At 72.5% G+C, this 26947-nt stretch carries 22 protein-coding genes and 1 pseudogene; 11 read left to right on the forward strand and 12 right to left on the reverse strand.

Going from position 1 to position 26947, the window contains the following annotated elements; all coding sequences use genetic code 11:
* Positions 1 to 94 precede the first annotated feature (94 nt).
* The 4 genes from AB0G63_RS09595 to AB0G63_RS09610 all read right to left on the reverse strand — a co-directional run bounded on the left by AB0G63_RS09595 (position 95) and on the right by AB0G63_RS09610 (position 4551).
* Positions 95 to 1207 carry a Gfo/Idh/MocA family oxidoreductase gene (locus tag AB0G63_RS09595; protein WP_360746876.1) on the reverse strand — a complete coding sequence of 371 codons (1113 nt, stop codon included), beginning with the start codon at positions 1205 to 1207 and terminating at the stop codon, positions 95 to 97.
* Complete coding sequence (locus AB0G63_RS09600; protein WP_360746879.1) at positions 1204 to 2175, reverse strand: carbohydrate ABC transporter permease; 972 nt, start codon at positions 2173 to 2175, stop codon at positions 1204 to 1206. The genes AB0G63_RS09595 and AB0G63_RS09600 overlap by 4 nt, the downstream gene beginning before the upstream one ends.
* On the reverse strand, positions 2175 to 3149 hold the full coding sequence (locus AB0G63_RS09605) for a sugar ABC transporter permease (RefSeq protein ID WP_360746882.1): 975 nt from the start codon (positions 3147 to 3149) through the stop codon (positions 2175 to 2177). The genes AB0G63_RS09600 and AB0G63_RS09605 overlap by 1 nt, the downstream gene beginning before the upstream one ends.
* A gap of 70 nt (positions 3150 to 3219) precedes the next feature.
* On the reverse strand, positions 3220 to 4551 hold the full coding sequence (locus tag AB0G63_RS09610; protein ID WP_360746885.1) for an ABC transporter substrate-binding protein: 1332 nt from the start codon (positions 4549 to 4551) through the stop codon (positions 3220 to 3222).
* 486 nt (positions 4552 to 5037) lie between these two features.
* On the opposite strand from AB0G63_RS09610, the gene AB0G63_RS09615 reads away from it, so the two are divergent.
* Complete coding sequence (locus AB0G63_RS09615; RefSeq protein ID WP_360746888.1) at positions 5038 to 5406, forward strand: peptidase inhibitor family I36 protein; 369 nt, start codon at positions 5038 to 5040, stop codon at positions 5404 to 5406.
* A gap of 18 nt (positions 5407 to 5424) precedes the next feature.
* Positions 5425 to 6342 (forward strand): hypothetical protein, encoded by a 918-nt coding sequence (locus tag AB0G63_RS09620; protein ID WP_360746891.1) that lies wholly within the window; start codon positions 5425 to 5427, stop codon positions 6340 to 6342.
* 7 nt (positions 6343 to 6349) lie between these two features.
* Here the strand turns inward: AB0G63_RS09620 and AB0G63_RS09625 are convergent, their stop codons facing one another.
* On the reverse strand, positions 6350 to 7504 hold the full coding sequence (locus AB0G63_RS09625) for a substrate-binding domain-containing protein (protein ID WP_360746894.1): 1155 nt from the start codon (positions 7502 to 7504) through the stop codon (positions 6350 to 6352).
* A 537-nt stretch (positions 7505 to 8041) separates the two neighbouring features.
* Here AB0G63_RS09625 and AB0G63_RS09630 point away from each other — a divergent pair.
* The 7 genes from AB0G63_RS09630 (at position 8042) to AB0G63_RS09660 (ending at position 14849) form a co-directional block, all read left to right on the forward strand.
* Complete coding sequence (locus AB0G63_RS09630) at positions 8042 to 10636, forward strand: ATP-binding protein (protein ID WP_360746897.1); 2595 nt, start codon at positions 8042 to 8044, stop codon at positions 10634 to 10636.
* Complete coding sequence (locus AB0G63_RS09635; protein ID WP_360747059.1) at positions 10629 to 11093, forward strand: roadblock/LC7 domain-containing protein; 465 nt, start codon at positions 10629 to 10631, stop codon at positions 11091 to 11093. The genes AB0G63_RS09630 and AB0G63_RS09635 overlap by 8 nt, the downstream gene beginning before the upstream one ends.
* Before the next feature lie 50 nt (positions 11094 to 11143).
* Complete coding sequence (locus AB0G63_RS09640) at positions 11144 to 11584, forward strand: DUF742 domain-containing protein (RefSeq protein ID WP_360746900.1); 441 nt, start codon at positions 11144 to 11146, stop codon at positions 11582 to 11584.
* Entirely contained in the window at positions 11532 to 12146 is a 615-nt protein-coding gene (locus AB0G63_RS09645) for an ATP/GTP-binding protein (RefSeq protein ID WP_360746902.1), read from the forward strand. The genes AB0G63_RS09640 and AB0G63_RS09645 overlap by 53 nt, the downstream gene beginning before the upstream one ends.
* Positions 12147 to 12555: 409 nt before the next feature.
* Positions 12556 to 12972 carry a globin family protein gene (locus tag AB0G63_RS09650; RefSeq protein ID WP_360746905.1) on the forward strand — a complete coding sequence of 139 codons (417 nt, stop codon included), beginning with the start codon at positions 12556 to 12558 and terminating at the stop codon, positions 12970 to 12972.
* 94 nt (positions 12973 to 13066) lie between these two features.
* The gene (locus AB0G63_RS09655; RefSeq protein WP_360746908.1) at positions 13067 to 14176 is read left to right on the forward strand and encodes a globin domain-containing protein; all 1110 of its coding nucleotides are present in this window, start codon (positions 13067 to 13069) and stop codon (positions 14174 to 14176) included.
* 49 nt (positions 14177 to 14225) lie between these two features.
* A complete protein-coding gene (locus AB0G63_RS09660) occupies positions 14226 to 14849 on the forward strand; it encodes a DivIVA domain-containing protein (protein WP_360746911.1) in 624 nt (207 codons plus the stop codon).
* Between the two features lie 290 nt (positions 14850 to 15139).
* Here AB0G63_RS09660 and AB0G63_RS09665 read toward each other — a convergent pair.
* From AB0G63_RS09665 to AB0G63_RS09675, 3 genes and pseudogenes are all read right to left on the reverse strand, one after another.
* Positions 15140 to 15376 (reverse strand): annotated as a pseudogene (locus AB0G63_RS09665) (type II toxin-antitoxin system VapB family antitoxin); the annotation flags it as partial.
* A gap of 85 nt (positions 15377 to 15461) precedes the next feature.
* Positions 15462 to 15893, reverse strand: a complete 432-nt coding sequence (locus tag AB0G63_RS09670) for an ester cyclase (protein WP_324789810.1) — start codon at positions 15891 to 15893, stop codon at positions 15462 to 15464.
* A gap of 94 nt (positions 15894 to 15987) precedes the next feature.
* Positions 15988 to 17535 carry an MFS transporter gene (locus AB0G63_RS09675; RefSeq protein ID WP_360746915.1) on the reverse strand — a complete coding sequence of 516 codons (1548 nt, stop codon included), beginning with the start codon at positions 17533 to 17535 and terminating at the stop codon, positions 15988 to 15990.
* Positions 17536 to 17852: 317 nt separating this feature from the next.
* On the opposite strand from AB0G63_RS09675, the gene AB0G63_RS09680 reads away from it, so the two are divergent.
* Positions 17853 to 18122 (forward strand): hypothetical protein, encoded by a 270-nt coding sequence (locus AB0G63_RS09680; protein ID WP_360746918.1) that lies wholly within the window; start codon positions 17853 to 17855, stop codon positions 18120 to 18122.
* A 29-nt stretch (positions 18123 to 18151) separates the two neighbouring features.
* Here AB0G63_RS09680 and AB0G63_RS09685 read toward each other — a convergent pair whose 3' ends face one another.
* Together AB0G63_RS09685 and AB0G63_RS09690 are read right to left on the reverse strand one after the other, a co-directional pair.
* A complete protein-coding gene (locus AB0G63_RS09685) occupies positions 18152 to 18565 on the reverse strand; it encodes a hypothetical protein (RefSeq protein WP_360746921.1) in 414 nt (137 codons plus the stop codon).
* A 357-nt stretch (positions 18566 to 18922) separates the two neighbouring features.
* Positions 18923 to 19960 carry a rod shape-determining protein gene (locus tag AB0G63_RS09690; protein WP_360746923.1) on the reverse strand — a complete coding sequence of 346 codons (1038 nt, stop codon included), beginning with the start codon at positions 19958 to 19960 and terminating at the stop codon, positions 18923 to 18925.
* Between the two features lie 248 nt (positions 19961 to 20208).
* Between AB0G63_RS09690 and AB0G63_RS09695 the strand changes: the two genes are divergently transcribed.
* Positions 20209 to 24015 (forward strand): S8 family serine peptidase, encoded by a 3807-nt coding sequence (locus AB0G63_RS09695; RefSeq protein ID WP_360746926.1) that lies wholly within the window; start codon positions 20209 to 20211, stop codon positions 24013 to 24015.
* A 56-nt stretch (positions 24016 to 24071) separates the two neighbouring features.
* On the opposite strand, the gene AB0G63_RS09700 is transcribed toward AB0G63_RS09695, so the two are convergent.
* Positions 24072 to 25502, reverse strand: a complete 1431-nt coding sequence (locus AB0G63_RS09700) for a carboxyl transferase domain-containing protein (RefSeq protein WP_360746929.1) — start codon at positions 25500 to 25502, stop codon at positions 24072 to 24074.
* Positions 25495 to 26943, reverse strand: coding sequence for an acyl-CoA synthetase (locus AB0G63_RS09705; RefSeq protein ID WP_360746932.1), 1449 nt, complete (start codon positions 26941 to 26943; stop codon positions 25495 to 25497). The genes AB0G63_RS09700 and AB0G63_RS09705 overlap by 8 nt, the downstream gene beginning before the upstream one ends.
* Between the last annotated feature and the right edge of the window lie 4 nt (positions 26944 to 26947).

Below are 26947 nucleotides of genomic sequence, written 5' to 3' on the forward strand. Positions count from 1 at the left end.
GGCCCGGTGTCGCGGGAAATGTCGGATCCTCGGAAATCGAGGCGGGGGAGTTTCATGGGTGTCCTAAGGCGTAAGTCGCGCGGCGATTCGAGGGTCAGGCGTCGTACGGCGGTGGTTCGCCGCCGGACTCGGCCGACCGGTAGGCGGCCTCGACGACGGCCATGGTGCGGAAGACGTCTTCGACCGAGGTCGGCAGGGAGTCGACGGATCCTTCGAGGTAGCGGTGCAGGACGCCCATCGATCCGATGAAGGCGTCCGGGAACCACGAGCCGGTGAAGGGCAGCGGCCGCCAGCCGGCCTCGGGCTCGTCGGCCAAGGCGTATTCGAGGACGTCCCGGCCGCCCGTCGGGTAGTCCAGGAGCAGTCCCATCTGGGCACGGACCGCACCGCCCGTGCCTTCCCACTTGATGAAGCTGTCCTGGTAGCGGGGGCCGAAGACGTGGTCGTGATTGGTGGAGACCACGGCTCGCACCGGCCTGCCGCCGTACTGCAGGGCGATGTCGGAGCGGCTGTTGGCGTGGGTCTTGCGTGGGTGGCGCACGGTGACCGCCGAGACGCCGGTGGGGTCGCCGAGGAAGGAGCGGATCAGGTCCAGGTAGTGGACGCTGTGCATGTTGATCTCGAGACGGTCGAGGTCCAGGACGTACGGGAACATCTCCCAGGGCGTCTGGACGCAGACCCGGATCTCCATGTCGTAGAGCTCTCCGATCGCACCGGAGGCGATCAGCTCGCGTGCCGCCGCGACGTAGGGGGCGAACCGCAGTTGCGTGTTGACGGCGGCCACCAGACCCTTGCGGCGGCACACCTCCCGGGTGCGCACTCCGTCGGGGAGGTGATTGCCGAGCGGCTTCTGGATCAGCACGGGTGCGCCGTCCGGCAGCAGTTCGAGGACCTCGACATGCGCTTCCGGCGGGAGCGCCAGGTCGAAGACGGCATCGGCGGGCGCCGCGGCGATCGCCTCGGCCACGTCGCTGAACGCCTGGGCGATGCCGTACCGGTCCGCCAGCGCACGGGCGGGTTCCGGGCGCCGGTCGACGATGGACGCCACCGGAAATCCCGCTTTCGCGTACGCGGGAAGATGGGCGTCGCGCACGATTCCGCCGGCGCCGACGATCACGATCGGGCGCGGATCACGCGGGGGTGTCAAGGTGTAGCCGGGGTGGGGACGGAATTCGGGAAGGCCGGGGTTGGTCAGCGGCTCGCTCATCCCTTCACCGCCCCGATGGCCTCGCCCCGGATGAGGTATTTCTGCGCTCCCAGGAAGATGGCGAGCAGCGGCAGCATGCTGATGAAGGTCGCGAGCGCCAACTGCGGCATGTAGAGCTTGACGTTCAGGCCGGCGGCCACGGTCGGATTGAACAGAGGGCTGGAGCCGATGAGGTCCTGCAGACCGGTGGAGACGGTCTTCTTCGACTGGTCGGACGACAACAGGGCGAGGGGCAGAAAGAAATTGGTCCAGTTGGCGACGAAGGCGAAGAAAGTGACGAGTACGGCCGCCTGCTTGGAAATGGGCACGGCGATCCTGAGGAAGATGGACAGTTCCCCGAGGCCGTCCATGCGGGCCGCCTCGACCAGTTCACCCGGCATCGCCGTGAGGTAGTGGATGTAGGAGAGGTAGACCCCGAACGGGAAGAAGCCCATGATCACGACGACCGGCCACAGCCGGCCGATGGCTCCCACGGCGTTGACTTCGAGGAACAGCGGGATGACCAGCACGGTGTTCGGCATGACCATCGTGACGAGCGTGATGAGCAGCATCGTCCGCCGGGCACGGAAGCGGAGCCGGGCCATCGCGTAACCGGCCGGCAGCGCGGCGGCCAGGGCGATCGCGGCCCCGCCGACGCTCACGGTGAGCGAATTGCCGAGCCACTGGGTGAAGAGCCCGCCGTCCGGTCCGAAGGCGTTGACCTCCGACCAGTTGTATCTCAGGTTCTCCAGGGAGACGCCGGCCAGGCCGAGGAAGCCGTCGCTTCCCGCCTGGACGTGGTCGTTGGAGCGGAACGCCATCGCGATGAAGCCCACGATGGGGAAGACGAACAGCGTGGCGACGAAGAGCATCGTGACCACCCGGGCCAGTCGGCCCGGGCTCCAGGCCGCGATTCCTCCCCGGCCCCGCGGCGACGAACCACTCAGCGGTCCGGGCGATCGCCGTCCGACCGCGGCCGATGTGCTCATCAGTGGTCCTCCTTGCCGAACAGGCCGCTGCGGAAGACGATGAGCAGTCCGATCCCGAGGGTGATCACCAGGAGGATCAGGGACATCGCGGCCGCGGCCGGGAAGTTGAAGTTGCTGAACGCGAAGGCGTAGCCGAGCTGCGTCGGCGTCCACTGGTCCGGCAGTGCGTTGGACGCCACTTGGTCGAGCAGTTGGGGCTCGAGGAAGAGCTGGAAGCCGTAGGCCAGGTTCATCAGCGCGGCGTAGCCGACCCACGGGCGGATGATCGGCAGTTTGACGTGGCAGGCCAGGTGCCAGGCGTTCGCGCCGTCGAGGCGGGCGGCCTCGAGCACTTCCTCGGAAATCCCGTTGAGGCCGCCGTTGACCACCATGACCCAGGAGCCGGCGCCCTGGAAGAACATCATGGCGGCGAGGATCAGGGGCATCTGGTGGGGCGCGACGACGGCCTGCTTGATGGTGGTGATCCCCATGGCGTGCCAGAGGCCCTCGATGGGCGACTGGCTCGGGTTGAGGAGGTAGACCCAGAGCACGAGGTTGGCGATTCCCGCCAGCGCGCCGGGAATGAAGTAGACGAAACGCATCGTGGCGCCGAACCGGCCGGGACTGGCATGGAGCAGCAATGCCAGGCCGACGATCCCGATCATCATGATCGGCAGCCAGACGACCAGGACGGACAGGATGTTGGTGAATGTGTCGACGAAGCGGAAGTCGGTGACCACTTCACGGAAACTGTCGATGCCGCCGAAACCGGTACTCGGATCGAGGTCCGTCGGCGCCTTCTGCAGAGAAGTCCCGATCGCATAGCCGATCGGAATGACGCCGGCGATGAGCAACAGCACGGCGTACGGCGTCATCAACAGCCAGGCGCCCCGGCTTTCGGACGGGCGCGAGCTTCCGGATCGCCGGCGGGGAACGCGGACGGCTTCCTCGACAGGGGCTACTGTCATGCGCTTCTCCGTGACACCCGTGGTCATGCTCGACTCCCTTCAGGGGTTGCGGGGGTGGTGGGTGTGGGGGCCGAATCGGACGGCCCCCACCGGAGAGTCACTGGATGGTGTAGCCGATCGCCTTCGCCTGCTTGTCGAGCTCGTCACCGAAGTTCTTCCAGGCCGAGTCCACGCCGGCTCCGTTGACGAGGTCGGCCGCCATCTTCTCGGTCCACACGCTGCCGGTGTTGTACAGCATGTACGCGTGGTGTGGCTGAACGTAGCCGACGGCGGCCTTCATCGCGGCGAAGGTGGTCTTGTTGTCGGCGAAGTAGTCCGTCTTCTGCTGCTTGGCGATCCAGGCGTCCTGGACGGGGCCGTAGGCCGGGAGACCGGTGGAGAGGCTGACCTGCCAGGCCGGGTCGGTCGCGACGAACTCGGCGAACTTCAGGGTGTTCTGAAGCTCCTTGCCCTTGATGTGGCTGGACACGCCCCACAGGCCGCCGCCCTCGTCGCCGGTGGCGGGGGTGGACTCGCCCTTCCACGTCAACGGCTCCACGGCCGTCATCTCACCCGCCGGGAGCTTCCAGGTCTGGCGGAACAGGTAGTCGCCCCACCACACGGCTCCGGGGCTCATCACGAGGTTCTTGCCCGCCTTGGCGGCGTCGGCGTCGAAGATGCCGGCGGTGGAGACGGCCTTTCCGCCGACGAGCGTCTTCAGCAGGCTCTTGGCCCGCCGGCACTTCGCATCGTCGAGGTCGATGTGGACCTTGGTCTCCGAGATCCGGTCGTTGGTGGGGCAGCCGCTCGCCCACAGATACCGGTCGGGCGCGTACGCGTCACCCGTGAAGCCGCTGATCTTGCCGGGGTGCTCCTTGGCGATCCGGACGGCGAGATCGGCGTACTGCTCCCAGGTGGTGGGCGGCTTGTAGCCGTTCTTGTCGAAGAACGTCTTGTTGTACCAGAACACGTCGGGGGCCGCGTCGTTGCGCAGGCACCGGATCTTGCCGTCGATGTTGCACGGCGCGATGACCGCCGTGTTGTAGCCCTTGATGACCTTGGGCAGCAGTTCGGTGAGGTCGGCGGCGTAGTTGATCTTCGCGCCGGTCGCCCAGGCGATGTCGTCGTTCGACGGGAAGAAGATCGCGTCGGGCCAGCCCTTGCCGGCCTGGTTGAACTGCGCGAACTGCTGCTGCAGCGACTTTCCGCCGACGGTGCCGTCGATCTGGTTGATGGTGATGGGGATGTCGGGATGGGCCTTCTTGAACGCCTCCGCCGCGGGGACTCGCGGCGGGTCGACCCATACCGTGATCCTGCCCCCGGTGTCGGTCTGCTTGGCGGCAGAGGTGGAGGCACCGCTGCCGCAGGCAGCCAGCGAGAGCACGGAGCCCATCGCTATGGCGGCCGCGACCAGGTGCTTCTTCCCGAGGCGAGCGCGAACTGGCTTCATGAGGGTGTTCCTTTGGGGCTCGGGTTGTCGCCGCGAGGAGCGAGTCGGCGGTGAGTTGCGCAAACGTTAAACTGGGAGCAGCGGCAGGGCAATCGTTTGAGCTGCACGTTAAGGCGGCGTTACGTAAACGTTAGGCCACAGGTGGATGCGTGCTTAAACGTTTGACCCGGGACCTCTGTCACGCCGAGTGGGTGGCGAGCGGCAGCCGGGCCTGTCGCAGCCGGACCGGCTTGCGCGCCCTGCCCGGCGATGAGGCCGCGGACCGCGCCGCACAGCCCGTACCGGACCGCCGACGACGCCTTCACCCGGTTCGGACGTCAGACTTCCGCGGTACCACGGCAGTTGCAGGGACCGGATGGCTACCGCGCTGGTTTGCCGCGGTGTTCAACCCCCCGTGGGACGCGGCCGCGTGGTGCGGGCCGTAGGTTCTGGGACCACGACGGTGCCGGATGACCACTGGCACCTCACCGAGATCAGGGGGAACACATGATCAAGCGCTCCATCGGCATGCTCGCCGCCGCAGCGGGACTCGTCGGGGCCGGACTCGCCATGGCGCCCGCCGCCCAGGCCGCGCCGTCCGGATGCAGCTCCGGGGCGCTGTGCGCGTACGCCGGCGCCAACTACTCCGGCGGCTCGCCGCAGCGGGTCTGGCAGGACAACGACGACCTCACCCAGTACGCCTACTTCTACTACATCCAGGGAGGGTCGCTGTACAACAACGGCACCCAGTGCAACGTGAACGTCTACACCGGGAAGAACGGCACCGGTACCGGCTACAAGCTCAACCGCGGCACCGGCTGGGCGAACATCGGCAGCAACCTGCCGCACATCTCGTCCAACTACTGGTGCCGCTGACCTTCCCGCGCACCCGTCATGAGGAACGGAACCCGCACGGCGCTCGCGGCGCTGCTCCTCGGGATCCTCGGTGCCGCCGGCTGCACGCAGTCCGGCGGCACCACCCCCGAGCCGGCGCTGCCGCGCCCCTTCGACGGCGTCCTCTCCTACGACCAGCGGGAGAGGCAGGCCCTGCACACCGCCGACGAGCGCCTCGTCGCCGACTGCATGCGGCGGCGCGGTCTGCGCTACCAGCCGCAGCCGCTCGTGACCGGCGGCACCGACCCGGACGACGTCAACCCGTACGGCCTGCTGACCCGTGCCCAGGCCCGTCGGGACGGCTACGGCATCACCAGCGCACGGCTGGCCGCCCGGCCCCCCGACGACCCCAACGCCGACCGTGCCCGCGAGCCCGGGTGGAGGCGGGCACTCCTCGGCACCAAGAGCCATGAGGTCCGCATCCGGCTGCCAGGAGGGGCCGAGTTCTTCTACAACAGCGACGCGTGCGTCACGCGAGCCCGGCAGACGCTGTACGGAGCCGACTACGACCGGCTGTCCAGCACGTACCAGGTGCTGTCCAACCAGGTCGTCACCGCCGTACGCGAGGACCCGCGCTATCTGCGCGCCCAGCACCGGTGGGCGCTGTGCATGCGCGCGGCAGGCGTTGCCGTGAAGTCCGTGGACGACCCGCGCGGCCTCGTCGAGCAGCGGCTCCGGCGGGCAGCGGACCGGCCGGCGCGACTGCGCGAGGTGGCCCGGTACGAGCTGAAGGTGTCCGGGCAGGACGCCGACTGCCAGCGGACGACCGGCCTGACCCGTACGGTCGCCGAGGCACAGGCCCGTGCCGAGACGGATGCCGCGGGCGCCCGCACCGCCGAGCTGGCGCGCCTGCGCGATCTGCGGTCCGCCGCCGTGCGCCGGGCGACCGCGCCACCCAGCCCCTCGAACATTCGTTGACAGGCCTCTACTTGTCCCAGATCTTGCGGTAGGCGTTGCGGTAGCCCTCGGAGTCCCAGGACAGCGTGCCGCCGCTGTTGGCCGCGACGGTGATGTGCACGGGGGCGACGTATCCGCTGGACGGCTTGCCCGCGAAGGCGCGGTTGAACTCGTCGACGATCTGCCAGCCCTGCTCGGACAGCGGCTCGGGCACGGTGGCCGCCTGGTACGCCTTGCCGTTGATGCGCTCGAAGGCCGACGGGTCGCCGTCGCCCGCCCCGATGTTGAACGGGGCCCCCGCACCGTCCCTGCCGGCCGCGCGCAGGGCGGATTCCGCGTAACCGAAGTACAGGTCGTTGATGGCGGCGGAGTGGGTCCACCGGTCGCCGAAGCGGGCGGCCAGGGAGGAGACCCGCTTGACGGTGCGGGTGTTGGCCTGGGGGATCGGGATGTTCTCGTAGCTGAGCAGCTTCACGTCGGAGCAGGTGGCGAGTTCCTTCTTGATCAGGTCGGACTTGCGCTTGGCGAACGGGATGGAGGCGTCGGTGAACAGCACGACGCCGGCCCGGCCGTCGGACTGCGCGATGATCCAGTCGGCGCTGAGCCGCGCCACGTCCTCGACCCTCGTGGTGATGTTGGTGAACAGCTTCGGGTTCTCGCTGGGTCCGGGCGCGCCGACGGCGTGCCAGCCGATCAGCGGGATGCCGGCGGCGTTCGCCCGCTCGACCTGCTTGGCGGTGGAGCTGGGATCGAAGCCGCCGATGACTATGCCGTCGGGCTTCAGGGCGAGTGCCTGGTCGAAGGCGTCCTTGAGGCCGGCGGGCGTGCCCTGGCCGTTGATGGTGTGCACGCGCCAGCCGATGACGTCGGCTGCTTCCTGGACGCCCTGGGCGACGCCCTCGACGCCGGGATTGGTCAGCGTCTGGGCGATGTAGACGATGCTCCGGCCGGGGACGGCCCGGGGGCCGCTGGTCGGCCCGGACCAGGGGGCGTTGACGTCCTCGGCCGCCTTGACGTCGCGCTTGACCCGGGCGAGGGCGTCGGGGCAGCCGGGTCTGGACGAGCCACCGGAGGACGCGTTGACGGATTCGGCGGTCGTCGAACCGCTCTCGCAGCCGGCGACGAGGGTGACGGTGGCCAGGAGGGCTGTCGCGGTCACGGCCGCCTTGCGGGTGGGGTGCACGAGGTCTCCAACACAGGCGAGGAAAGCAGGCAGGGCTGGGCGGGGGAGGGGGAGTTCGGGGGCGGGCGACGGCTTCGGCGTACGGTCGCCGTCGCGAGGACCCGCTTCGCCTCGGGAGGCTGCGGGGACCACGGGACTTGGCGGGCGTCGGTTCCCGAGCGGTGGCCCGGGGCCGGCGGGGTTGGCGGCAAGCGTGCTGCCGAGGATCATGCTCAACCGGTCGGTTCCCGTCAATTCCCCCGTCGGCACAGTACATCGGCCGGCGGCACATGGTGCGACGAGGGCCATCGGAGGCGAAGTATCACGATCCGTGCAGCACCCGTGAAGCTTCTGTAATCATCTTTTGATCACTGGAAGGCTGTGATGTCGCTGTAAGTACGGCTATGCTCACGCAGCCGGTTTCGGACACCTGGCGTGATCTCTTCACTCCTCTCAGCGGCAAGCGCCGCGAAAGTGTCACGTCCGCTGCCGGCCATCGGCGGTCCGGCGGCGAAGACGGCGCTGCCGCCGCTCGGCAACACATCGAAGGAGGCACGGGTGTCCGCGAACAGAGGCAACCCGCCGCTCGCTCCCGAGCCACCGGGGGCGGCCGACCGGAGTCCGCGGTCGCGTCGGATGGCGGCGAGCGTCCTCGACCGGTGGCCCTTCCGCCGCAAGCTCAACGTCCTGGTGATCGCGCCCATCGTGGCCGTCGGCGTGCTCCTCGGCATCGGCGCCTACGGCCAGGCCCGGCAGGCCCGGGACGCGGACCGGATAGCGGAACTGGTGCGCGACAGCGGACAGGTCGCCAAGCTCATCAACGACGTACAGGCCGAACACCAGCAGGCGCTGCTGCTCTCCGTGCAGTACGCGGCGTCCCGCCCCGACGCGCCGCTGCCGTCGGTCGCCGCCTACCACCAGGCGCAGCGGGACACCGACCGGCAGGCCGCCGCGGTGCGTTCGGCGTTCGCCCCGGACCTGCCGCACGAGGAGGCGCAGGCACTCGACTACATCCGCGGCCTCGGCGTCCTGCGCGCCAAGCTCGAACGGGGCTATGTCTCCGTCGCCGACATCGACCCCGCGTACGCGTCCGCGGTCGACTACCTGATCGACGGCATCGGCCTGGACCGTTACTCCGGCACGTCGTCGTCCTCCGTCACGGCGCGCCTCGACGCGGTGCTGCGCGCCGACGCCGCCCACGCGGCCTTCGAGAGCGCGGTGTTCTCCGCGCAGACCCGTGACGCCAACCCCCTCACCGAGTACAGCCGCGCGGTCGACGCCCGCGCGCTCTACGACCATCAGGCGCAGCGGTTCCAGCGGATCGCCGCACCCGACGAGGTGCTGCGGATGGAAGGCATCGAACGCAGCGCCGAGCAGAACGGCATCAAGGCCCAGTACGCCCAGTTGCAGATCGATCCCGGCGCCCTGCAGGGCAAGTCGCCGGCCGAGCTGCGCAAGGCGATGGCCGACGGGGACCGGCAGTCCGAGACCCGCCTCGGGATCACCCGGTCGCTGATCGAGCAGACCGCCGTACAGGCCGACGCCGCCTCCTCGAAGGCGCTGCGGGGCGCGCTGTACCTGGTGGGTCTGGCCCTTCTCGGCTTCGTCGCCTGGCTGGCCTTCTGCGTCCTGGTCCGGCGCTCGGTCGTACGTCCCCTGGTGGCCCTGACCGACGCCGCCCAGCAGGTGGTCGACGTGGCGGGCGAGGAACTCGCCCGGGTCGCGGACGACGACTCCGGCGACATCACCCCCCTGCGGCCGCGGCCGATCCCCGTGCCGGTGCGCGACGAGATCGGCGGACTGGCCGAGGTGTTCAACCAGGTCCAGGTCACCGCGGTGCAGCTGCTGGAGCGCCAAGTGCTCAGCCGCCGCAACGTGGCCGAGATGTTCGGCAACGTCGGCCGCCGGGTCAGCAACCTGACCACGCGTCAGCTCTTCCTCATCGACGAGATGGAGAAGGAGGAGACCGACCTCGAGCTTCTCGAACGGCTGTACCGCATCGACCACATCGCCGTACGCCTCCAGCGCAACGCCGACAGCCTGATGCTGCTCGCCGGAATCCGGGAGCGCGGCGTCGATTCCCGTCCGGTCCCCCTCTCCGACGTCATCCGGGCGTCGCTCGCCCAGATCGAGGGCTACTCGCGGGTGTCCCTGCGGTGCGAGACGGAAGTCACCCTCGCGCCCGACGTCATCGGCGACCTGACGCTGATGTTCGCCGAGCTGCTGGAGAACGCGGTCTCGTTCTCCCCGTCCGACACGTCCGTCGAGGTGGTGGTCCGCCCCGGCGCCGACGTCACCGAGGAGGGCGGGGCGCTGGTCGAGATCATCGACCACGGTCTCGGCATGAACGCGGAGCGCCTCGCCGAGGAGAACGCCCGGCTGATCCGCCGGGAGCGGCTCGACCTCGTACCGACCAAGGTGCTCGGTCTCTTCGTGGTCGGCAGCCTCGCCCGGCGCTGGGGTGTGCGGGTGTCCCTGAGCCGTACGCCGGGCGGCGGCGTCACCGGCACGGTGTGGATCCCCGCCGCGCTCCTGCCGGCCGCGGACCCCGCGGGCCTTCCGCAGCCCGTGGCCACGGGCGCGGTCGCCAACGTGACGCCGCTTCCGGTGCGGACCGGGAAGGAGACCGCCGTGCCGGCACCGTCGCCCGTACCGGCCTCCGCCTCTGCCTCCGCCTCCGCCGTCCCCGCGCAGAGGCCGTCGCCGTCGGCGCCCGGCGAACTCCCGCGACGGGTCCCGGCGGCCACCGGCTCGGGACCGGCCGCCTCGGGACCGGCCGCCGCGGAACGGACCGCCTCGGGACCGGCCGTCGCGGAACGGACAGTCGCGGAACGGACCGTCGCCCAGACCGGCGCTCGGTCCGGCGCGACGCGAACCGCCGGCTCGGACGAACCGCCGTCCGCCCGGACCTCCCGGCCGCTGCACCGGCGGGTGCGGGGAGCGACGCTCGCCCGGACCGCCGCACCGGCCGACCGCGTGCCGACGGGCGTGCGGCAGCCCGCGGACGCCGAGGCCGTCCGCTCGGAACTCGACGAGTTCGAGGCCGCCGTACGCCGGGCGGAACGGGACAGCGCCAACGTTCCGGCCGAGTCGCCGGCATCTCAGTACCAGGAAACACAGAAGGAGTCGGGCAGTGGCCACGTCGATGGATGACAGCACCTCCGAGCAGCCGGAACCGACCGACCTGCGAGCCGCCGCAGCCGATTTCACCTGGCTGCTCCAGCGGTTCGCCGCCGACACCGCCGGCGTGGTCGACGCCATCGCGGTGTCGTCCGACGGCCTGCTGATCGCCGTCTCCCGGCTGCGCGACCAGGCCGACTCCGAACGGCTGGCCGCGATCGTGGCCGGACTGACGAGTCTCGCCGCGGGCGCCTCCGGCAACTACGGTCTCGGCGCGCTCGACAAGGTCATCGTCGACCTGGAGCACGGCCACGTCCTGGTGTCGGCGATCGGCGCCGGGGCCGTCCTCGGCGTGGTGACCTCCGGGGACGCGAAGCTGGGCAACATCGCCTACGAGATGACCCTCTTCGCCAACCGGGCCGGGGCCGCGCTCACCCCCCAGCTGGTGCTGGAGCTGAAGAACAGTGTCGGCGCGGCGTCGGCCCGCTGACCGTGCCTGAGGCCAGGGCACGGGTACTGGCACATCGTGAAGGGACCGTGATGGCCGTCGTTGGACCACCGCACGAGGCAGCAGGGGAAGCCGAGGGCTCGCCGGAGCCGCCACGTCGCGCACCCGCGATCCGGCCGTTCCTGCTGACCACCGGCCGGGTGTCGGCAGACGGCAACGCGCTGCCGATGCCCGTGGAGACCCAGGTCGTGTCGACCTCGGCCGGGCTCCTGGCCCTTCACTCGCTCACTTTCGAACGCCACAACATCGTCGCGGCCTGCCGGCGGCCCCAGTCGGTGGCGGAACTGGCCGCCGAGCTGCGACTGCACCTCAACGTGGTGCGCGTGCTGGCCGAGGACCTGCGTACCGCCGGGCATCTGGCGGTCCATCGGCCGAATGCCGCCATCGCCCAGGATCTCTCCGTACTGCGAAGGGTTATCGATGGTCTCCGTGCCGTCCCCGACTCACGGGACACACTCCGTGACACCAGCTGAACATCCTCCGACGCCGGTCAAGGTGGTCATCGCCGGCGGCTTCGGCGTCGGCAAGACCACGACCGTGGCCTCGATATCAGAGATACGCCCGCTGACCACGGAGGCCGCGATCACCGAGGTCGCGGCCGGGGTGGACGACCTCACCCACACGCCGGGCAAGATCACCACCACCGTCGCGATGGACTTCGGCTGCGTCACCATCGACCCGACGCTGAAGCTGTACCTGTTCGGCACCCCGGGCCAGGACCGGTTCGGTTTCATGTGGGACGACCTGGTGGAGGGCGCCCTCGGCAGCCTGGTGATCGTGGACACCCGCCGGCTGGACGACTGCTACGCGGCGGTGGACTACTTCGAGCACCGGGACATCCCCTTCGCGGTCGGCGTCAACGCCTTCGACGGGGAGGTCGAGCACGACCTCGCGGAGGTGCGGTGGGCGCTGGACATCGCCGATCACGTGCCGCTGGTCGTGTTCGACGCGAGGAAGACGGGCTCGGTCCGCGACGCGCTGCTCGCCGTGCTGGACGTCGCCTTGCGCCGCGCGGAAGCCGCCGCGGCGTCCTGACGGCACAGGGCCGGCCGGCACGGGCCCGCGTACCGGGCGCCCGCGGGCGACTGCCTCGGCCGACTTCCTCGGGCGGCGGGGCACCCGCGTCGCGGCCGGGCCGCCGGGGCTCGGCCGGTACCCGCAGCCGGCCCGCGCCGATGAACGGCTGTGGCCCGCCGGGCGGCAGCCGGTCCGGTCGGCGGTGACGGCCGGGACGGGAGTTTAGAGGAGACGGACCCAACTCGGCGTATGGCGAAGGTCACAGGGCTCTGTTTTTCCCAACTCCCATACGCACCAATGCACTTGAAACGGTACTGCTCGCACCCGCGGCCACCGGCCCAGGCCGGTCCCCCGGCGCGTCACCGCTCCGTGAGCCAATCGAACTCAGCTTGTTCGATCAGTGTGCGTCTGGCTACAGTCGGCCCGCATGACCACCCCAGACCCCTCACTCATCCGCAGTAGCTTCGCGGCAGTCCAGCCCCACGGGCCGCAGCTCACCGCGTACTTCTATGACCACCTCTTCACCCACAATCCGGACGTGCGCCCGCTGTTCGCAGCTCACCTCGACGAGCAGCGCGACCGTCTGTGGGCCGCGCTGGGCGCCCTGGTCGCCAACCTCGAGAACACCGAGACGCTGGTCGGCATGCTCCAGAACCTGGGGCGCCGGCACGCCGGTTACGGCGCGCTGGCGGAGCACTACCCCGCCGTGGGCAACAGCCTGATCGCCGCCCTGCGTCACTACGCGGGCGACGCGTGGACGCCGGCCGTCGAGGAATCCTGGACGGCGGTCTACGGAGTGATCAGCGACACGATGGTCGCGGCCGGCGAGGCCGCCGCGCGCTGACCCCGGCGGCGACAGCAGCATCCTGACGAGCCGTCGGGCCGGCTCGCCATCGTTTTCGGAGGTCACACCTGATACCAGCCACCGGAGTGCGGACATGAGCGATTCCCAGGCACTGAGAGACTCCTTCGCCCTGGTGGGCAAGTCGGGAGACGAGGTACCGCGGTACTTCTACTCGTACTTGTTCCTCATCGCGCCGGAGGTCCGGCCGATGTTCCCCGTCGCGATGGGGGCGCAGCGCGACCGGCTCGTGGCCGCCCTGGGCCGGATCGTCGCCGAGGCGGACGACCCGGACCGGCTCCTGCCGTACTTGCGGCAACTCGGCCGTGACCACCGCAAGTTCCAGGTGGTGGCACAGCACTACGAGGCGGTGGGACAGGCGCTGCTGGCCACGCTCGCCTACTTCCTGGGCGAAGCGTGGACCCCGGAACTGCAGCACGGCTGGACCGAGGCGTACACCCTGGTGGCCCGCACCATGGTGGAAGCCGCGGAGGACGACGCCAGGGTGAATCCGCCGTGGTGGAACGGCGAGGTGGTGCAGATCGAGCCGCGCGGCTTCGACCTCGCGGTCATCACGCTGCGCCTGGACCGTCCGATGGCGTACCGGGCCGGCCAGTCCGTCATGGTGGAGACCCCGACGCTGCCGAGCACCTGGCGGTCGTTCACCCCGGCGAACGCCACACGCGCCGACGGGATCATCGAGTTCCACGTGCGTGCCGTCGACGGAGGCCTGGTCAGCCCGGCCCTGGTCTACGGACTGCGCCGAGGGGACGTGCTGCGCCTCGGCGCCCCGGTCGGCGGCCGGCTCACCCTGCAGGCGTCCGGCGGCCGGGATCTGGTGCTGATCGCCGGGGGTACCGGCCTGGCCCCGATGCGCGCCCTGGTGGAGGAGATCGCCTGGCACGGGCCCGCGCGGGGGGTGGACCTGTTCGTCGGAGCGCGGGACGAGCGGGGCCTGTACGACCAGCAGGCGCTGCGGCAGCTGGCCGGGGCCAACCCCTGGCTCCGGGTGACGCCGCTGGTCGGGGCGGACGCCGGCACCGTCGACAACCGCAGCCTGGCCGGTCCGGTCCTGCGCGCCGCCCACTGGCACGGGCGCTCCTTCTACGTCTGCGGCTCGCCGTCCATGGTCTCCGCGACGGTACGCGATCTGGCGGGCGCGGGCGTCTCCCACGACTTGCTGCACTTCGAAGAAGACGCTCGGTGATCGGAGATACGTGAACAGGACACGAGGACACCATCCGGGGGACCGCCGGGTGAGCCCCGAGGCACTGCGGTCGATGACCTTTCCCCGCGCTCCCCTCACCCGCCGCGGCTACAGCGAGGAAGCGGTGCACGACGCCCTGCGTCGTTGCGCGGCCACCCTGATCGAGCTGACGCAGGAGAACGACCGCCTGCGCACGGACATGCAGCGCCACCGGGACTGGATCCGCGCGAACAACATCGGCGACGGCACCGGCCCGACCGGGGTGCCGACCGTGGACGCGGTGCTGCAGCAGGCCCGCGCCCAGCAGGCCGCCGAGAACACCGTCAACGTCGCCCGCGAGCAGGCGCGGAACATGGTGCGGGCCGCGCGGGCGCAGGCGGAGGCGATCCTGCAGCAGACCTGGGAGAAGACCACCCGGGCGGCGGCCGCGGGCGGCCCGGAGGAGACCGAACGGCTCATCTCCTACCTGCGCCAGATCGCCGAGTCCCTGTCGGTCACCGCGGACGAGTACGCCGCCAGGCGGGCCCAGATCGTCCCGGCGGCCGCCGCCGCGGCTCCCCGGCCGATCGCCGACCACCGTGCCGCCGTACCGTCGGACCACGCGCCCGGCGCGGAGCGGGAACAGCCCCTCGGCATCGCGAACGCCGCCGGCCCGCCCGGCCGCGACCACTGAACACCCGGGGCCGGCGCTGCGATGTTCCCCCTTGGCCGTGAGCTGCTCCCGAACGACGCGGGAGCGGCGATAGACGCCGTCCGGCACCGGACACCAGGCATAGGCGGCATCCAGTGCCGCCTTCAGCCGCGTACGGTCGGTGATCGACCGGGCGGAGCAGAGGACTTCCAGCTCGGTGATGTCGCAGACGGCGACGAGGCCGGCACCGATCCTGTCGTTCCACCCGGCCGTGTTCTGACCCGGCAGGACCCGGGCGAGGGCGGAGGTGTCGATGAGGTAGTCGGCGACGGTCACTCATCCGCTCCCGTGTGACGTCCGTCGTCCGCCGGGCTCGTGGGCCGGTACCTGCTCTTGTCCAGCAGCAGACCGATGTCCAGGGCGCCCTCCGCCGCCGGCGGACGGCCTTCGACCAGGGCGCGCAGTCGCCGGTACCGGGTCGTGACCTCACGCAGGGCGGTGTTCACGGTGTCGCGCTTGGTGGTCGAGCCCAGTTCCTTGGCGGCTGCTTCCAGTGCCTCGTCGTCGAGGTGGTGGAACGGGCCACGAGGCCAGTGCCCCGTGGCCCGGGGTGGAGTGGGGCGGGTCGTGACCTCTCGTGGGGGCTTGTTCGGGTCAGCGCTGGAACTGCTTGGTCAGGCCCAGCTGGCTCATGATGGCGCCGGTGTCCAGATAGGCGCGGCCTTCCTTGATCTTGCCGTCCTTGACCTCGTAGATGTCGCACCCGTGCACCGTGACGTGACGGCCCGTGGCGGGCAGGGTGCCGGCGTGCAGGACCAGGTCTCCGGTCTGGGTGCCGCTGCTCGTGTACTCGACCACCACCGTGTCCTCCTTGGCCGTGAGGTGGTCGACGGTGAACTTGCCGTCGGGCATCGCGTCGAACATGGCCTTCGCGAGCCGGGTGAAGCCTTCCGGGCCCTGCAGCGTCCTTCCGCTGCCCTCGTCGACGAGGGTGCAGTCCGGAGCCACGGACCCGGCGATGCGGTCGTAGTCCCGGTCGTTCCACGCCCGGAAGAGATCGCGGACGAAGGTTTCGTTGTCAGCCATGCGAACCTCCATGGGGAACGTCCCTTTCCTCCATGCTGACCCGCGGCGTCCGACCGTGCATTCCCTGCGGGCCGCGGCACGGCCGGGCGCCCGCTCATCTCCCTTGCGCGGCAACGCCGTCCTCGGACCAGGGGCGGACGAGCAGATACGCGGCCACGGCCAGGGCGAGCGGCAGGACGCTCACCACCAGCATGGTGAGCCGCAGGCCGTCGGTGAAGTCCAGCCCGAGAGCCAGTCCGGACTGCCGGAGCAGGTTCGGGTCGTATCCGGCGGTGCCGGGACTGTGCGCCATCGCACTGCGTGCCGCGTCCACGGCCTGCTCGGCCTCTTCCACCGACACCCCGCGCGCCTCGGCGTCGTTGAGCCACCGCCGCTGGAAGAAGAGGTTGAGCAGCAGGAGGTAGACGGCGGGTCCGAGCGCGTAGCCGGTCATTCCGAAGGCCGGCTGGACGGAGGCCACGGTGCCGGACTTGCCGGGCGGTGCGTGGGACAGGATGGTCTCGGCCACCGCGGCGGAGGCCACCAGCGATCCGAGGTTGGTGAGCCAGGTGGCCGGCACCAGCACCCACAGCGCCATCGTGGGCGCGGCGGTCGCCGCCATCAGCAGTGCGCTCGCGGCCAGCACCAGCAGGCCCGTGACGAGGACCGGCCGGGGGGTGTACTTCCCGATCAGGCGCCCCGCCAGGACGACGGCGCCCGCGATCGCCGCCGTGCCGGGCAGGTACAGCAGGCCGATCGTGCGCGGGGACAGCGACAGGATCACGCTGCCGAACTGCCCCAGCGCGAAACTGAACCCGGCGGCGAGGAAGTTCAGCGTCAGGGCGGCCAGCGCGGCCACGGTGAACGGGCCGCTGCGGAACAACGACAGGTCCAGGACCGGTTCCGGAGTCCGGCGTTCCCGGAGCACGAACAGCACGAGCGCGACCGCGCCGACCGCCAGCGGCAGCCAGGCCCGGAGCTGGGAGAACCCGTTCTCCGCCCCGGCGATGCCGTAGACGAGGGTCAGCAGGGCGGTGCCGGCCAGGCCGACGCCGACGATGTCGAGTCGGTGCCGCCGCAGGACGGGCGGCTCGGCGACGTACCGGGCCGTCAGCCCGAGGGAGATCAGTGACAGCAGCGGGCTGAGCAGGAACAGCCACCGCCAGCCGACGGCCTCCACCACCCAGCCCCCGGCCGCCGGGGTCACCCCGCACAGCGCCATCTCGATGGCCATGAAGACGCCGATGGCCGCCGGCCGCTTCTCCGCCGGCACCGACGCCTTGAGCAGGGCCAGCGACACGCCCAGCATCGCGGCCAGCGCCAGGCCGTCCAGGAAGCGCATCACCAGCAGGAACTCGTAGCCGGGGGAGACCGCGGAGAGCAGGTTGACCACCATGACGCCGACCAGCCCCAGCATCAGCAGCCGCTTGAGCCCGAAGGCGTCCCCGAGACTGCCCACGGCGAGCACGGCGGCGGCCACGACCAGCGTCGCCGCGCCCCCCAGGAATCCGACGGCGTCGGGCGGCACGTGGAGCGCCCGGCTGATCTGCGGCATGTTCAGGCTGAGGACCAGCGGGTCGACGGCCGTGATCGTGAAGGCGAGGGAGAGTCCCGTGATGACCGGGAGGAGCGTGACGGTGGAAGGCGGCTCCGCAGTCGACACAGCAGCACCTCCCGCACGCCGGCCGGCGCCGGCCGCCGACCGCACGCCGACCGCCCGACCGTAACCCGGTCGTGCTTCCGGCCCGGCCCGCACCGGCCGACGCACGTGGCCCGACACCTGTTCGGACCACGTGGGGCGTCGGCGCCGGGCCGTGCACTGGGAGCCGGGGCTCGGCGCAGGCGTCGGCTCGGGCGTCGGCTCGGGCGCGGCGAGGGCGGCCGGCCGCCCGGCCCCGGGGCACGGCGCCTTCGGTGGCGGGCCGTCCGGCCGGAGGGGACGCTGTACGCAGGGGGCAGCGCGTGATTGAGAGGCATCCCATGGCCCAGACCGCCGGCACGCACCACAAGGCGCACACGCCGTTCTTCTCCCGCCCCGTCGTCCGCCGCGTCACACCGTTCGTGCTGACCACCGTGATCGCGATGATCTTCATCTTCGAGAACCGCGCCAGCACCGAGATCCGCCTTCTCGTCCCGGTGGTGACCATGCCGCTGTGGGGCGCCCTCCTGATCGCCTGGGGCCTCGGCGTCCTCGCCTGCACCTTCACCGTGCGCCGACGCTCCCACCGGCATGCGAGGGGACCTGCGTGAACCTGGGCGTGGGAGCGCGCCGCGGGCGTTCAGGACAGGCAGCGGGCGGCTGCCGTGTGCAGGGCGCGGCGCAGTGCGGGCGGCGGGGGCGGGCCGTCGCCCCCGGCGCCGGCGGTGACCGCGGCGGCCACCGTGCGCAGCTTGGTGTTGGACAGCTGAGAGGCCTCCCGCAGGATGTCCCACGCCTCCTTCGGCTTCCAGTGCGCGGTGCGCACCGTGACGTGGTGCCGGTCGCCGTACGCCCCGAGATGGTCCAGGAACTGCGGCCCCGCCGTGTCCATGAACACCACGCCGCTCATGTCCAGGTCGATCCGGTCGATGCCGCCCGGCAGGCCGGCCAGGGTCGCGGCCAGCGTGTCCGCGCATCCCTGGACGAGTTCCCCGCGGGGCCCGAGCCGTGCCCGGCCCGCCTCCACGCGGACGTCGATGACCAGGGTGTTCAACCGTCCCGCCAGAGGTGTCCGTGCCGCTGAGGTCGTGCCCTGCCTCGCTGCTTCCGACAGTCGTCACGTTCCGTCGCGTCGCGCCGCCGGCCTCCCGGGGCGCGTGGGGGCCGGACCCGCGGGGGCCCGGCGGTGCTGCCGGTGCGCCTGCCCGGCGACCGGCGCGCTACACCCGGCCGGAGCGTGGTGCACGGCGGCGGTTCGGGCGCGCTGCGGGTGTGGGCCGTGGACGGGTACGTGCTGTGCGCGGTGCGGGACGCGGTGCGGGACGAGCTGCTGGTCCGCCCGCTGACCCGCGGCGATCCGGCCGGGAGGACGACCGGGGACGGCCTCGCGGCCGGGGGAGGAGGGAAGGTCTCAGTCGGACATCGGGTCGAGCACCAGCGGTTCGATCTTGCCCTCCAGCATGTAGCCCAGCCCCTGCACGGCGCACACGTCCGGCCGCTCGGCGATGTGCACCGGGATCCCGGTGAACTGCCGCAGCATGTGGTCCAGCCCCGGCAGCAACGCGCTCCCGCCGACCATCGTGATCCCGCGGTCGGCCAGGTCGGCGACCAGGTCGGGCGGGCAGTCGCGCAGCACCTTGCCGATGCCGTCGAGTACGGCCGTCAGCGGGGTCTGGATGGCGTCGCGGACGGCGGCGGTGTCGACCCGCACGGAGCGGGCCAGGCCGGTGGCGACGTCCCGCCCGTGGATCTCGGTGGAGGCCGGGCCGTGCGGGGTGAGCCCGTTGCCGGACAGGGCCAGTTGCAGCGGCCGTACGGACTGGCTGGGCAGCATGAGTTCGTGCTGGTGGCGCAGGTGCTGCACGATCGCGTGGTCGACGGCCTCGCCGCCGACGGGGATGCGCTCGGCCGTCACGATGGAGCCGAGGGAGAGCACGGCCACCTGGGTGGCCGCCGCTCCGCACACCATGACCATGGTGGCCTCCGGCTGCTCCACGGGCAGCCCGCAGCCCACGGCGGCGGCGATGAGGGTGTCGACGAGTTCCACGCGCCGGGCGCCGAGCCCGACGAGCGTCTCGATCGCCGCGCGCTGGGCGAGCGGGTCGGCGTCGTACGGGGTGCAGGCCGCCGCCCGCAGCCGTGGCTTGCGGCGCAGCGCGCGGCGGATCTTGTCGCCCAGCAGGTGCCGCAGCATGCGCTGCGCCATCTCGATGTCGACGACGGTGCCGCCGGAGACGGGGCGCACGACACGGATGTAGTGCGGGGTGCGGCCGGTCATCTTCTCGGCGAACTCGCCGACCGCGATCAGCGCGCCGGTGCGGGTGTTCACGGCGGCGACGGACGGCTGGTCGACGACAAGGCCGGCGCCCTTGACGTAGACGCGGGTCCGGGCCGCCCCCAGATCGACGGCGAAGTGGCAGCGGCGCAACCGCTCCAGACTGGCGGTCATGGCAGGGTCCTCCCGAGAGCGCAGGCCGTGTCCCGCCGGGCGGCGGGCCTCCCTGGCATCGTGCGGCGGCCGGGGGAGCGGGCGCCTTTTGTAGGGGGCCGGGCGGGTCGCCGCTGAATGGGGGGTTGTCGCGGCGCGAGTGCTTGCGGGGCGGGTGTCTTTGGCGGGAACATGCCAGGCGTTTTCCGTCGTCGCCGGTCAACTCCTCGGCGGCGCACGCCACATGACGCGCGACGGAAGAGGCCTGGATGAGCAGAGGACCAGTCGGACGCGGGGCGACCCTCCTGACCGCTGGACTGGTGCTGGCCCTGTTGCCGACGGCCCGGGCGGCCGGGGAGACCGGCACACCGCCCCCCGCGCACCCCGCGCAGCCCGTCCACCACCCGGTCACCCACACGGGCTCCCGCGCGGCCACCCGCACGGGTTCCCGCCCGGTCACCCGCACGGGTTCCCGCCCGGTCACCCGCACGGGTTCCCGCCCGGTCACCCGTGCCGTGGCCCGGACCGTGACCCTGGTGACCGGCGACAAGGTGACCGTCACCGACCTCGGGAACGGCCGCCGGACGGTCGCCGTCGCGCGGCCCCGGGGCGCCGTCGGCGCCGTGCGGACGCGGGTCTCCGACGGGCGGATCACCGTCGTACCGGACGAGGCGCTGCCGTATCTGCGGGCCGGCACCCTCGACCCGCGGCTGTTCGACCTCGACGGGCTGTTACGGCAGGGGCTCGCCGACGGCCGCACCGGCGAGCTGCCGCTGATCGTGACCTGGGACAAGGGCGCGCGGGCCGTGGTCCCGCACGGCGCCGAGCGGACGCGGACCCTGCGCAGCGTGCGCGGCATGGCCGTCGCGGCGGAGAAGGGGCGGACGTTCTGGCGGGCCGTCACCCGGCGGGACGGCGGCAAGGGCGTCAGCGGCATCGAGGGAGCCGAAGGCGTCAGCGGCATCAAGCGCGTCTGGCTCGACGGGCGCGTGCGGGCCGACATGGCCGAGAGCAACGCGCAGATCGGGTCGCAGGCCGCCTGGGACATCGGACTGACCGGCAAGGGCGTCACCGTCGCCGTGCTGGACAGCGGGGTCGACGCCGGGCATCCCGACCTCGCCGGGCGGATCTCCGTCGGCAAGAGCTTCGTCGGCGGGGAGGACGTCGCCGACCGCTACGGGCACGGCACGCACGTCACGTCGACCGTCGGCGGCAGCGGGGCGGCCTCCGAGGGCAGGGAGCGGGGCGTCGCGCCCGGGGCCCGTCTCGCCGTCGGCAAGGTGCTCGGCGACCAGGGCTCGGGGAGCGAGTCGCAGATCATCGCCGGGATGGAGTGGGCCGCCCGTGACGTGCGCGCCCGGATCGTGTCGATGAGCCTGGGCTCGACCGAGCCGAGCGACGGCACCGATCCCATGTCCCAGGCCCTCGACACCCTGTCCCGGGAGACCGGGGCCCTCTTCGTCGTCGCCGCGGGCAACACCGGCGCGTCCTCATCCATCGGCTCGCCCGGCGCCGCCGACGCCGCCCTCACCGTCGGGGCGGTCGACGCGGCCGACCGGCCGGCCCGGTTCAGCAGCGCCGGACCGCGCGCCGGCGACAACGCCCTCAAACCCGACCTGTCCGCCCCCGGCGTCGGCATCCTCGCCGCCCGCTCCTCCCTCACCGGCGGCAGCGGCTGGTACACCTCCATGAGCGGTACGTCGATGGCGGTGCCGCACGTCGCCGGCGCGGCCGCCCTGCTCGCCGAGGAGCACCCCGGCTGGACCGGAGCCCAGCTCAAGGACGCGCTGATGTCGACCTCCCGGCGGCTCGACGCCGACGCCGACGCCGACACCGACGCCGACGCCTACCGGTCGGGCGCGGGCCGGGTGAGCGTGCCGGACGCGGTCAGCGCGGACATCACCGCCACCGGGAGCGCCGACCTCGGCTTCCGGCGCTGGCCCTATGACGCCGGCACGCCGGTCACCCGGACCCTCACCTACACCAACTCCTCCGACCACGAAGTCGAGTTGAGCCTCGCCGCGCAGGGCGCCCCGGACGGCGTCGCCCGGCTCGCCGACACCGCCCTGACCGTGCCCGCCCACGGCACCGCCGCCACGACCGTGACCGGGGACGTCTCCAGGGCGCCGGTCGGCGAGACCAGCGGGCAGATCGTCGCCTTCGCCGACGGGACCCCGGTCGCGCACACCGCGTTCGGGATGGTCAAGGAGGACGAGCGGTACACGCTCACCGTCCACGTGACGGACCGGGACGGCGCCGGGACCGCCGCCGACGTCACCGTGCAGCCGCTCGCGCCGGGCGCCGACGCCCGGCAGGCGCACGCCGACGGCACCGGCACCCTGCGCCTGCGGCTGAAGCCGGGCACGTACAGCCTGACGTCGTTCCTCGACGTGCGCGGCGCCCACGGCGCCGACTCGCTCGGGCTCGGCTTCCTCGCCGCGCCGGAGGTCGTCGTCGACCGGGACCGCGAGGTCACCCTCGACGGACGCCGGCTGCGCGAGATCAGGGCCGAGGTGCACCGGCGCACCGAGACCCGGCAACTGCTCATGGAGTACGAGCGCGCCGCCGACGGCGTCGACCTGTCCGGCGCCGTCATGGTCCCCGTCACCTACGACAGCGTCTTCGCCGCGCCCACCGGGAAGGTCACCCGGGGCACCTTCGAGTACCGGACGGTGTGGCGGCTCGGCAAGCCGCTGCTCGAGGTGGCGGGCGTCGACGACGCCGTCGTCCAGGCCGGCGGCACCCTCATCGAGGGGCGCACCAGCCTCCCTCTGACCGATGTCGGCGACGGCCCCTTCAGCGGCGTGCGCGGCAAGGCGGTGCTGGCGCACCTGGCCGACGGCGCCGACCCGGTCGCCCTCGCGCAGGCCGCGCAGGACGCGGGCGTCAGGGCGCTGTTCGTGACGGACGACGCACCCGGCCGGCTCCAGACGTGGTGGGGCGCCGAAGACAACACCGACCGGCCGCTGCAGATCGCCACCGTCGGTCTCGCCGACGCGGCCCGGCTGCGCGCGGCGGGCCGCGTCGAGATGACGGGCACCCGCGACACGCCGTACGTGTACGACCTCTCACAGGGGCACGCACAGCAGATCCCGGACGGCGACCTCACCTACCGGCCGGGCGCGCGTGAACTCGCCGTGCTGAGAACGAGGTTCCACGCGGCGAGGCCCATGAGCGGCGGCGAGTTCCGGTACTCGGTCACCGGCACGTTCCCGGTCGGGCTCGGCTTCCAGGAGCGGATCGACCTCCCCGCCGAGCGGACCGACTACGTGTCGACCGGGCCGGGCCAGCGGTGGCAGGAGTCCGCCACGGCCGGCGACGGGGCGCTGGAGGAACGCGGCGGAGTCGTCGCCCACCGCGGCGGGTCGCACCGCACGCTCGACTGGTTCGCGCCCGTGTGGCACCCGTGGCTGGGCGGCGCGACCGGCCAGGGACAGCAGCGCACCGGCGGCCGGCTCACGTTCGACCTCCCCGGCTGGGGCGACTCCGGGCCCGACCACACCGGCCTCGGCGACGTGTGGAGCGACGACTCCGGCATGTCCCAGTGGACGGATGCCGGTTTGGACGGCGTACCGGCCGACCGGCGCCGGGGCTCGGGCGCCTACGTGACGGACGCGCCCGCCGACGAGCACACCTACCGGGTCGTCACCGGCACCGCCCTCGACGCCGGCCGCTGGGGACGGGCCACCGAGGGCCGCTCCGAGTGGACCTTCCGGTCCGCGGCCCCGCCCGGCGGCGGCCCGGTCACCCTCCCACTGATCAACCTCGGCTTCGACGTCCCCACGGACCTCGCGGGCGACGTGCCGGGCGGCGGGCGGGTGCCGGTCGGGATCTTCGCCCGGTACGTGGAGGGCGCGCAGGACACCGGGACCATCGGCGGCGGACGGCTCGAGGTGTCGTACGACGACGGGCGGACATGGCGGACGGTGGCCCTGAAGCGGTCCGGGACCTCGTGGCGGGGCGCGCTGACCGTGCCGCGCGGTGCCGCCCACGTGTCGCTGCGGGCCTCGGCGCGCGACGACCGGGGCGGCTCGGTGACGCAGCAGGTCATCCGGGCGGCCGGGGTGAAGCGGTGACCGGGGTGAAGCCGTGACCGGGGCCAAGCAGGCCGCAGGACGCGGGCGGCGCCGGCTCACCCGGCCTGGACGTCTGCCCCCCCGGCTCCCTCGGCTCTCTCTGTTCCCTCCGCTCCCTCTGTTCCCTCCGCTCCCTCCGCTCCCTCCGCTCCCTCGTCCGGACGGGAGACGCCCCGGATCACTCCCAGCTCCACCAGGTCCTGGGGCCGGAGGCGGAGCTGGTCCGCCGTCGGCTCCGCCTGCGCCGGCGGCCGCTTCAGGATCGCGGCGGCCGACTCCGGCGCGATGACGGAGAAGTAACTGTCCGGCGTGGCATACGTGTTGCCCGGCGCGGCCAGCGCCAGCGCCCCGCCGGAGCCGCCCTCGCCGATCACCAGCGTGGTCACCGGCGTGCGGGCGGCCGCCACCGCGCCGAACAGGTCCGCGATCGCCGCGCCCGCGCCCTCCCGCTCCGCCCGGGCGTCGTTGGCCGCGCCCGGCGTGTCCACCAGGGTCAGCACCGGTATCCCGAGCCGGTCCGCGAGACGGATCAACCGGGCGGCGGTGCGGTAGCCGGCGGGCCGGGTCGCGGTGCCGGTCTGGGCGGCGTAGGCGACCGTACGGCCCGCGTGCTCGCCGAAGCCGCACAGCATGCCCGGGTCGGTGCCGCCGCAGCGGTCGCCGCTGATCGCCGCCCGCCGCGTGAAGCAGGCGTCCAAGTAGGCCTCGGCGCGCGGGCGTCCGGGGGAGCGGGCGCGGCGCACGGCCTCCCAGCCGGTGGCGGGCAGGTCACCCGCGCCGAGGGCGGGCGGCACGGGGGCCCGCCGCGCCGGTGACGTCAGCAGCCGCAGCCACAGCCCCAGCGTCTCCCGCAGTTCCCCGGGCCGCACCAGCGCGTCGGCCGCGCCCGCCGCGACCTGCGCCTCGGCCGTGTACGCGGCCGGGTCGGCGTCCGCCGGGCGCACCCGGGAGCCCGCGAAGCCGACCTGGGCGCCGGGCAGCGCGAGGACGACGTCGGCGCCCGCGCCGAGCGTGGCCCAGCCGCCGCCCGTCGTCGGGTCGCGCACCACCGCGATCTGCGGCAGCCCGGCCTGCCCGGTCAGCACCGACTGCCGTGCCACCCGCTGGAGTTGGGTGAGCGCGAGCATGCCCTCCTGCATCCGGCTGCCGCCGGTGGCGACCAACGGCACGACCGGCAGCCGGTGTTCGCGCGCGTAGGTGTACGCCGCCGTCAGCCGGTCGCCGGTGCGCTCGCCGAGCGAGCCGCCGAGGTAGCCGAACTCGAACGCGATCAGCACGGCCCGCGTGCCCGCGACGCTCGCCGTGCCGCACACGACGGACTCCTGCTCGCCGGTGCGCTCGGCGGCGCGGGCGCGGGAGGCGTCGTAGCCCTGCCAGCCGAGCGGGCCGTCGGGCTCCGACCGCCTTGCCGGGTAAGGGAGTTCGGCGAAGGTGGAGTCGTCGGTGACGAGGGCGAGGATCTCGCGCGCGGAGTGCCGCTCAGTCACGGGACAGCGACCGCTTCATGATCTTCCCCATGTCGTTGCGGGGCAGCGCGGCGAGATGGTGCACCACCCGGGGCCGCTTGTGCGGGGCGAGCCGCCGGGCCACGTGATCGGCCAGTTCCTCCGCCCCCGGCGGCGACTGCGGGTCCGCCGGGACGACCCACGCCACGATCCGCTCGCCCAGATCGGGGTCCGGCTCGCCGGTCACCGCGGCCTCCCGCACCCCCGGATGCTCCAGCAGCGCGTTCTCGATCTCACCCGCCCCGATCTTGTAACCCCCGCTCTTGATCAGGTCGGTGGCCTTGCGGCCGACGATGCGCACGTACCCGTCGGGATCCCGCACCGCCATGTCGCCGGTGCGGAACCAGCCGTCCGCGGTGAACGCGGCCGCGGTGGCGTCCGGCCGGTTGAGGTACCCGGTGAACAGGTTCGGCCCGCGCACCTGGATCTCGCCCACGGTCTCCCCGTCCAGCGACGGGATGACCGACCCGTCCTCCTCCACCAGCCGCAGCTCCACGCCCGGCAGCGGCACGCCCACCGTGCCGGCCCGCGGCTCGCCGTCGGCACGGACGCTCGTGTTCATCAGCGTCTCCGTCATGCCGTACCGCTCGATGACCCGGCGTCCGGTCGCGGCGGCGATCCGCTCGTGGTCGTGCACCGGCAGCGCGGCGGAGCCGGAGACCAGCAGCCGGGCCCCGCCGAGCGCCTTGACCAGCTCCGGGTCGTCGGGCAGGGCCTGCGCGATGCGGTGGTACATCGTCGGCACCCCGAACAGCATGGTCGCGCCGTCGTTCAGCTCCCGCGCCACGCCTTCCGGGCTGAACCGGCCCAGGTGCCGCACGCTCCCGCTGCGCCTGAGCGGCCCCAGGACGCCCAGCACCAGCCCGTGCACGTGGAACAGCGGCAGCCCGTGCACCAGCACGTCGTCGCCGGTCCACCGCCAGGCGTCGGCCAGCGCGTCCAGGGTGGTGGCGAGCGCGCGGCGGGGGATGACGGCGCCCTTGGGCGGGCCGGTGGTGCCGGAGGTGTAGACGATCAGCGCCGGGTCCTCCGCGTCGGCGTCGGGGGCGGGGGCGGCGGGCCCGGCGCCCAGCACGTCGACGTCGACGCGGGCCACGCCCCGCAGCGGCGGCGGGAGTTCGTCGCCCGGCGCGGCCAGCACCAGCTCCGGCGCGCTGTCGGCCAGGATGTGCCCGAGTTCCTTCTCCCCCGACTTCGGGTTCAGCGGCACGGCGGCCGCCCCGGCCTCCAGCACCGCCACGACGGCCACCGCGGTCTCCAGCACCGGCGTCGCCCAGACGGCGACCCGCCCGCCGCGCGGGAGCCGCGCCGCCAGGGCACCGGCCGCGCCGGCGAGCCCGGCGTACGTCAGGGACCGCTCACCGAAGCACAGGGCGGGGCGCTCGGCCGGTCCGCCCGTCAGGGCGGGAAAAAGAGAGGACACGCGG

The sequence above is a fragment of the Streptomyces sp. NPDC020996 genome, assembly GCF_040641355.1.
Classification (GTDB): domain Bacteria; phylum Actinomycetota; class Actinomycetes; order Streptomycetales; family Streptomycetaceae; genus Streptomyces.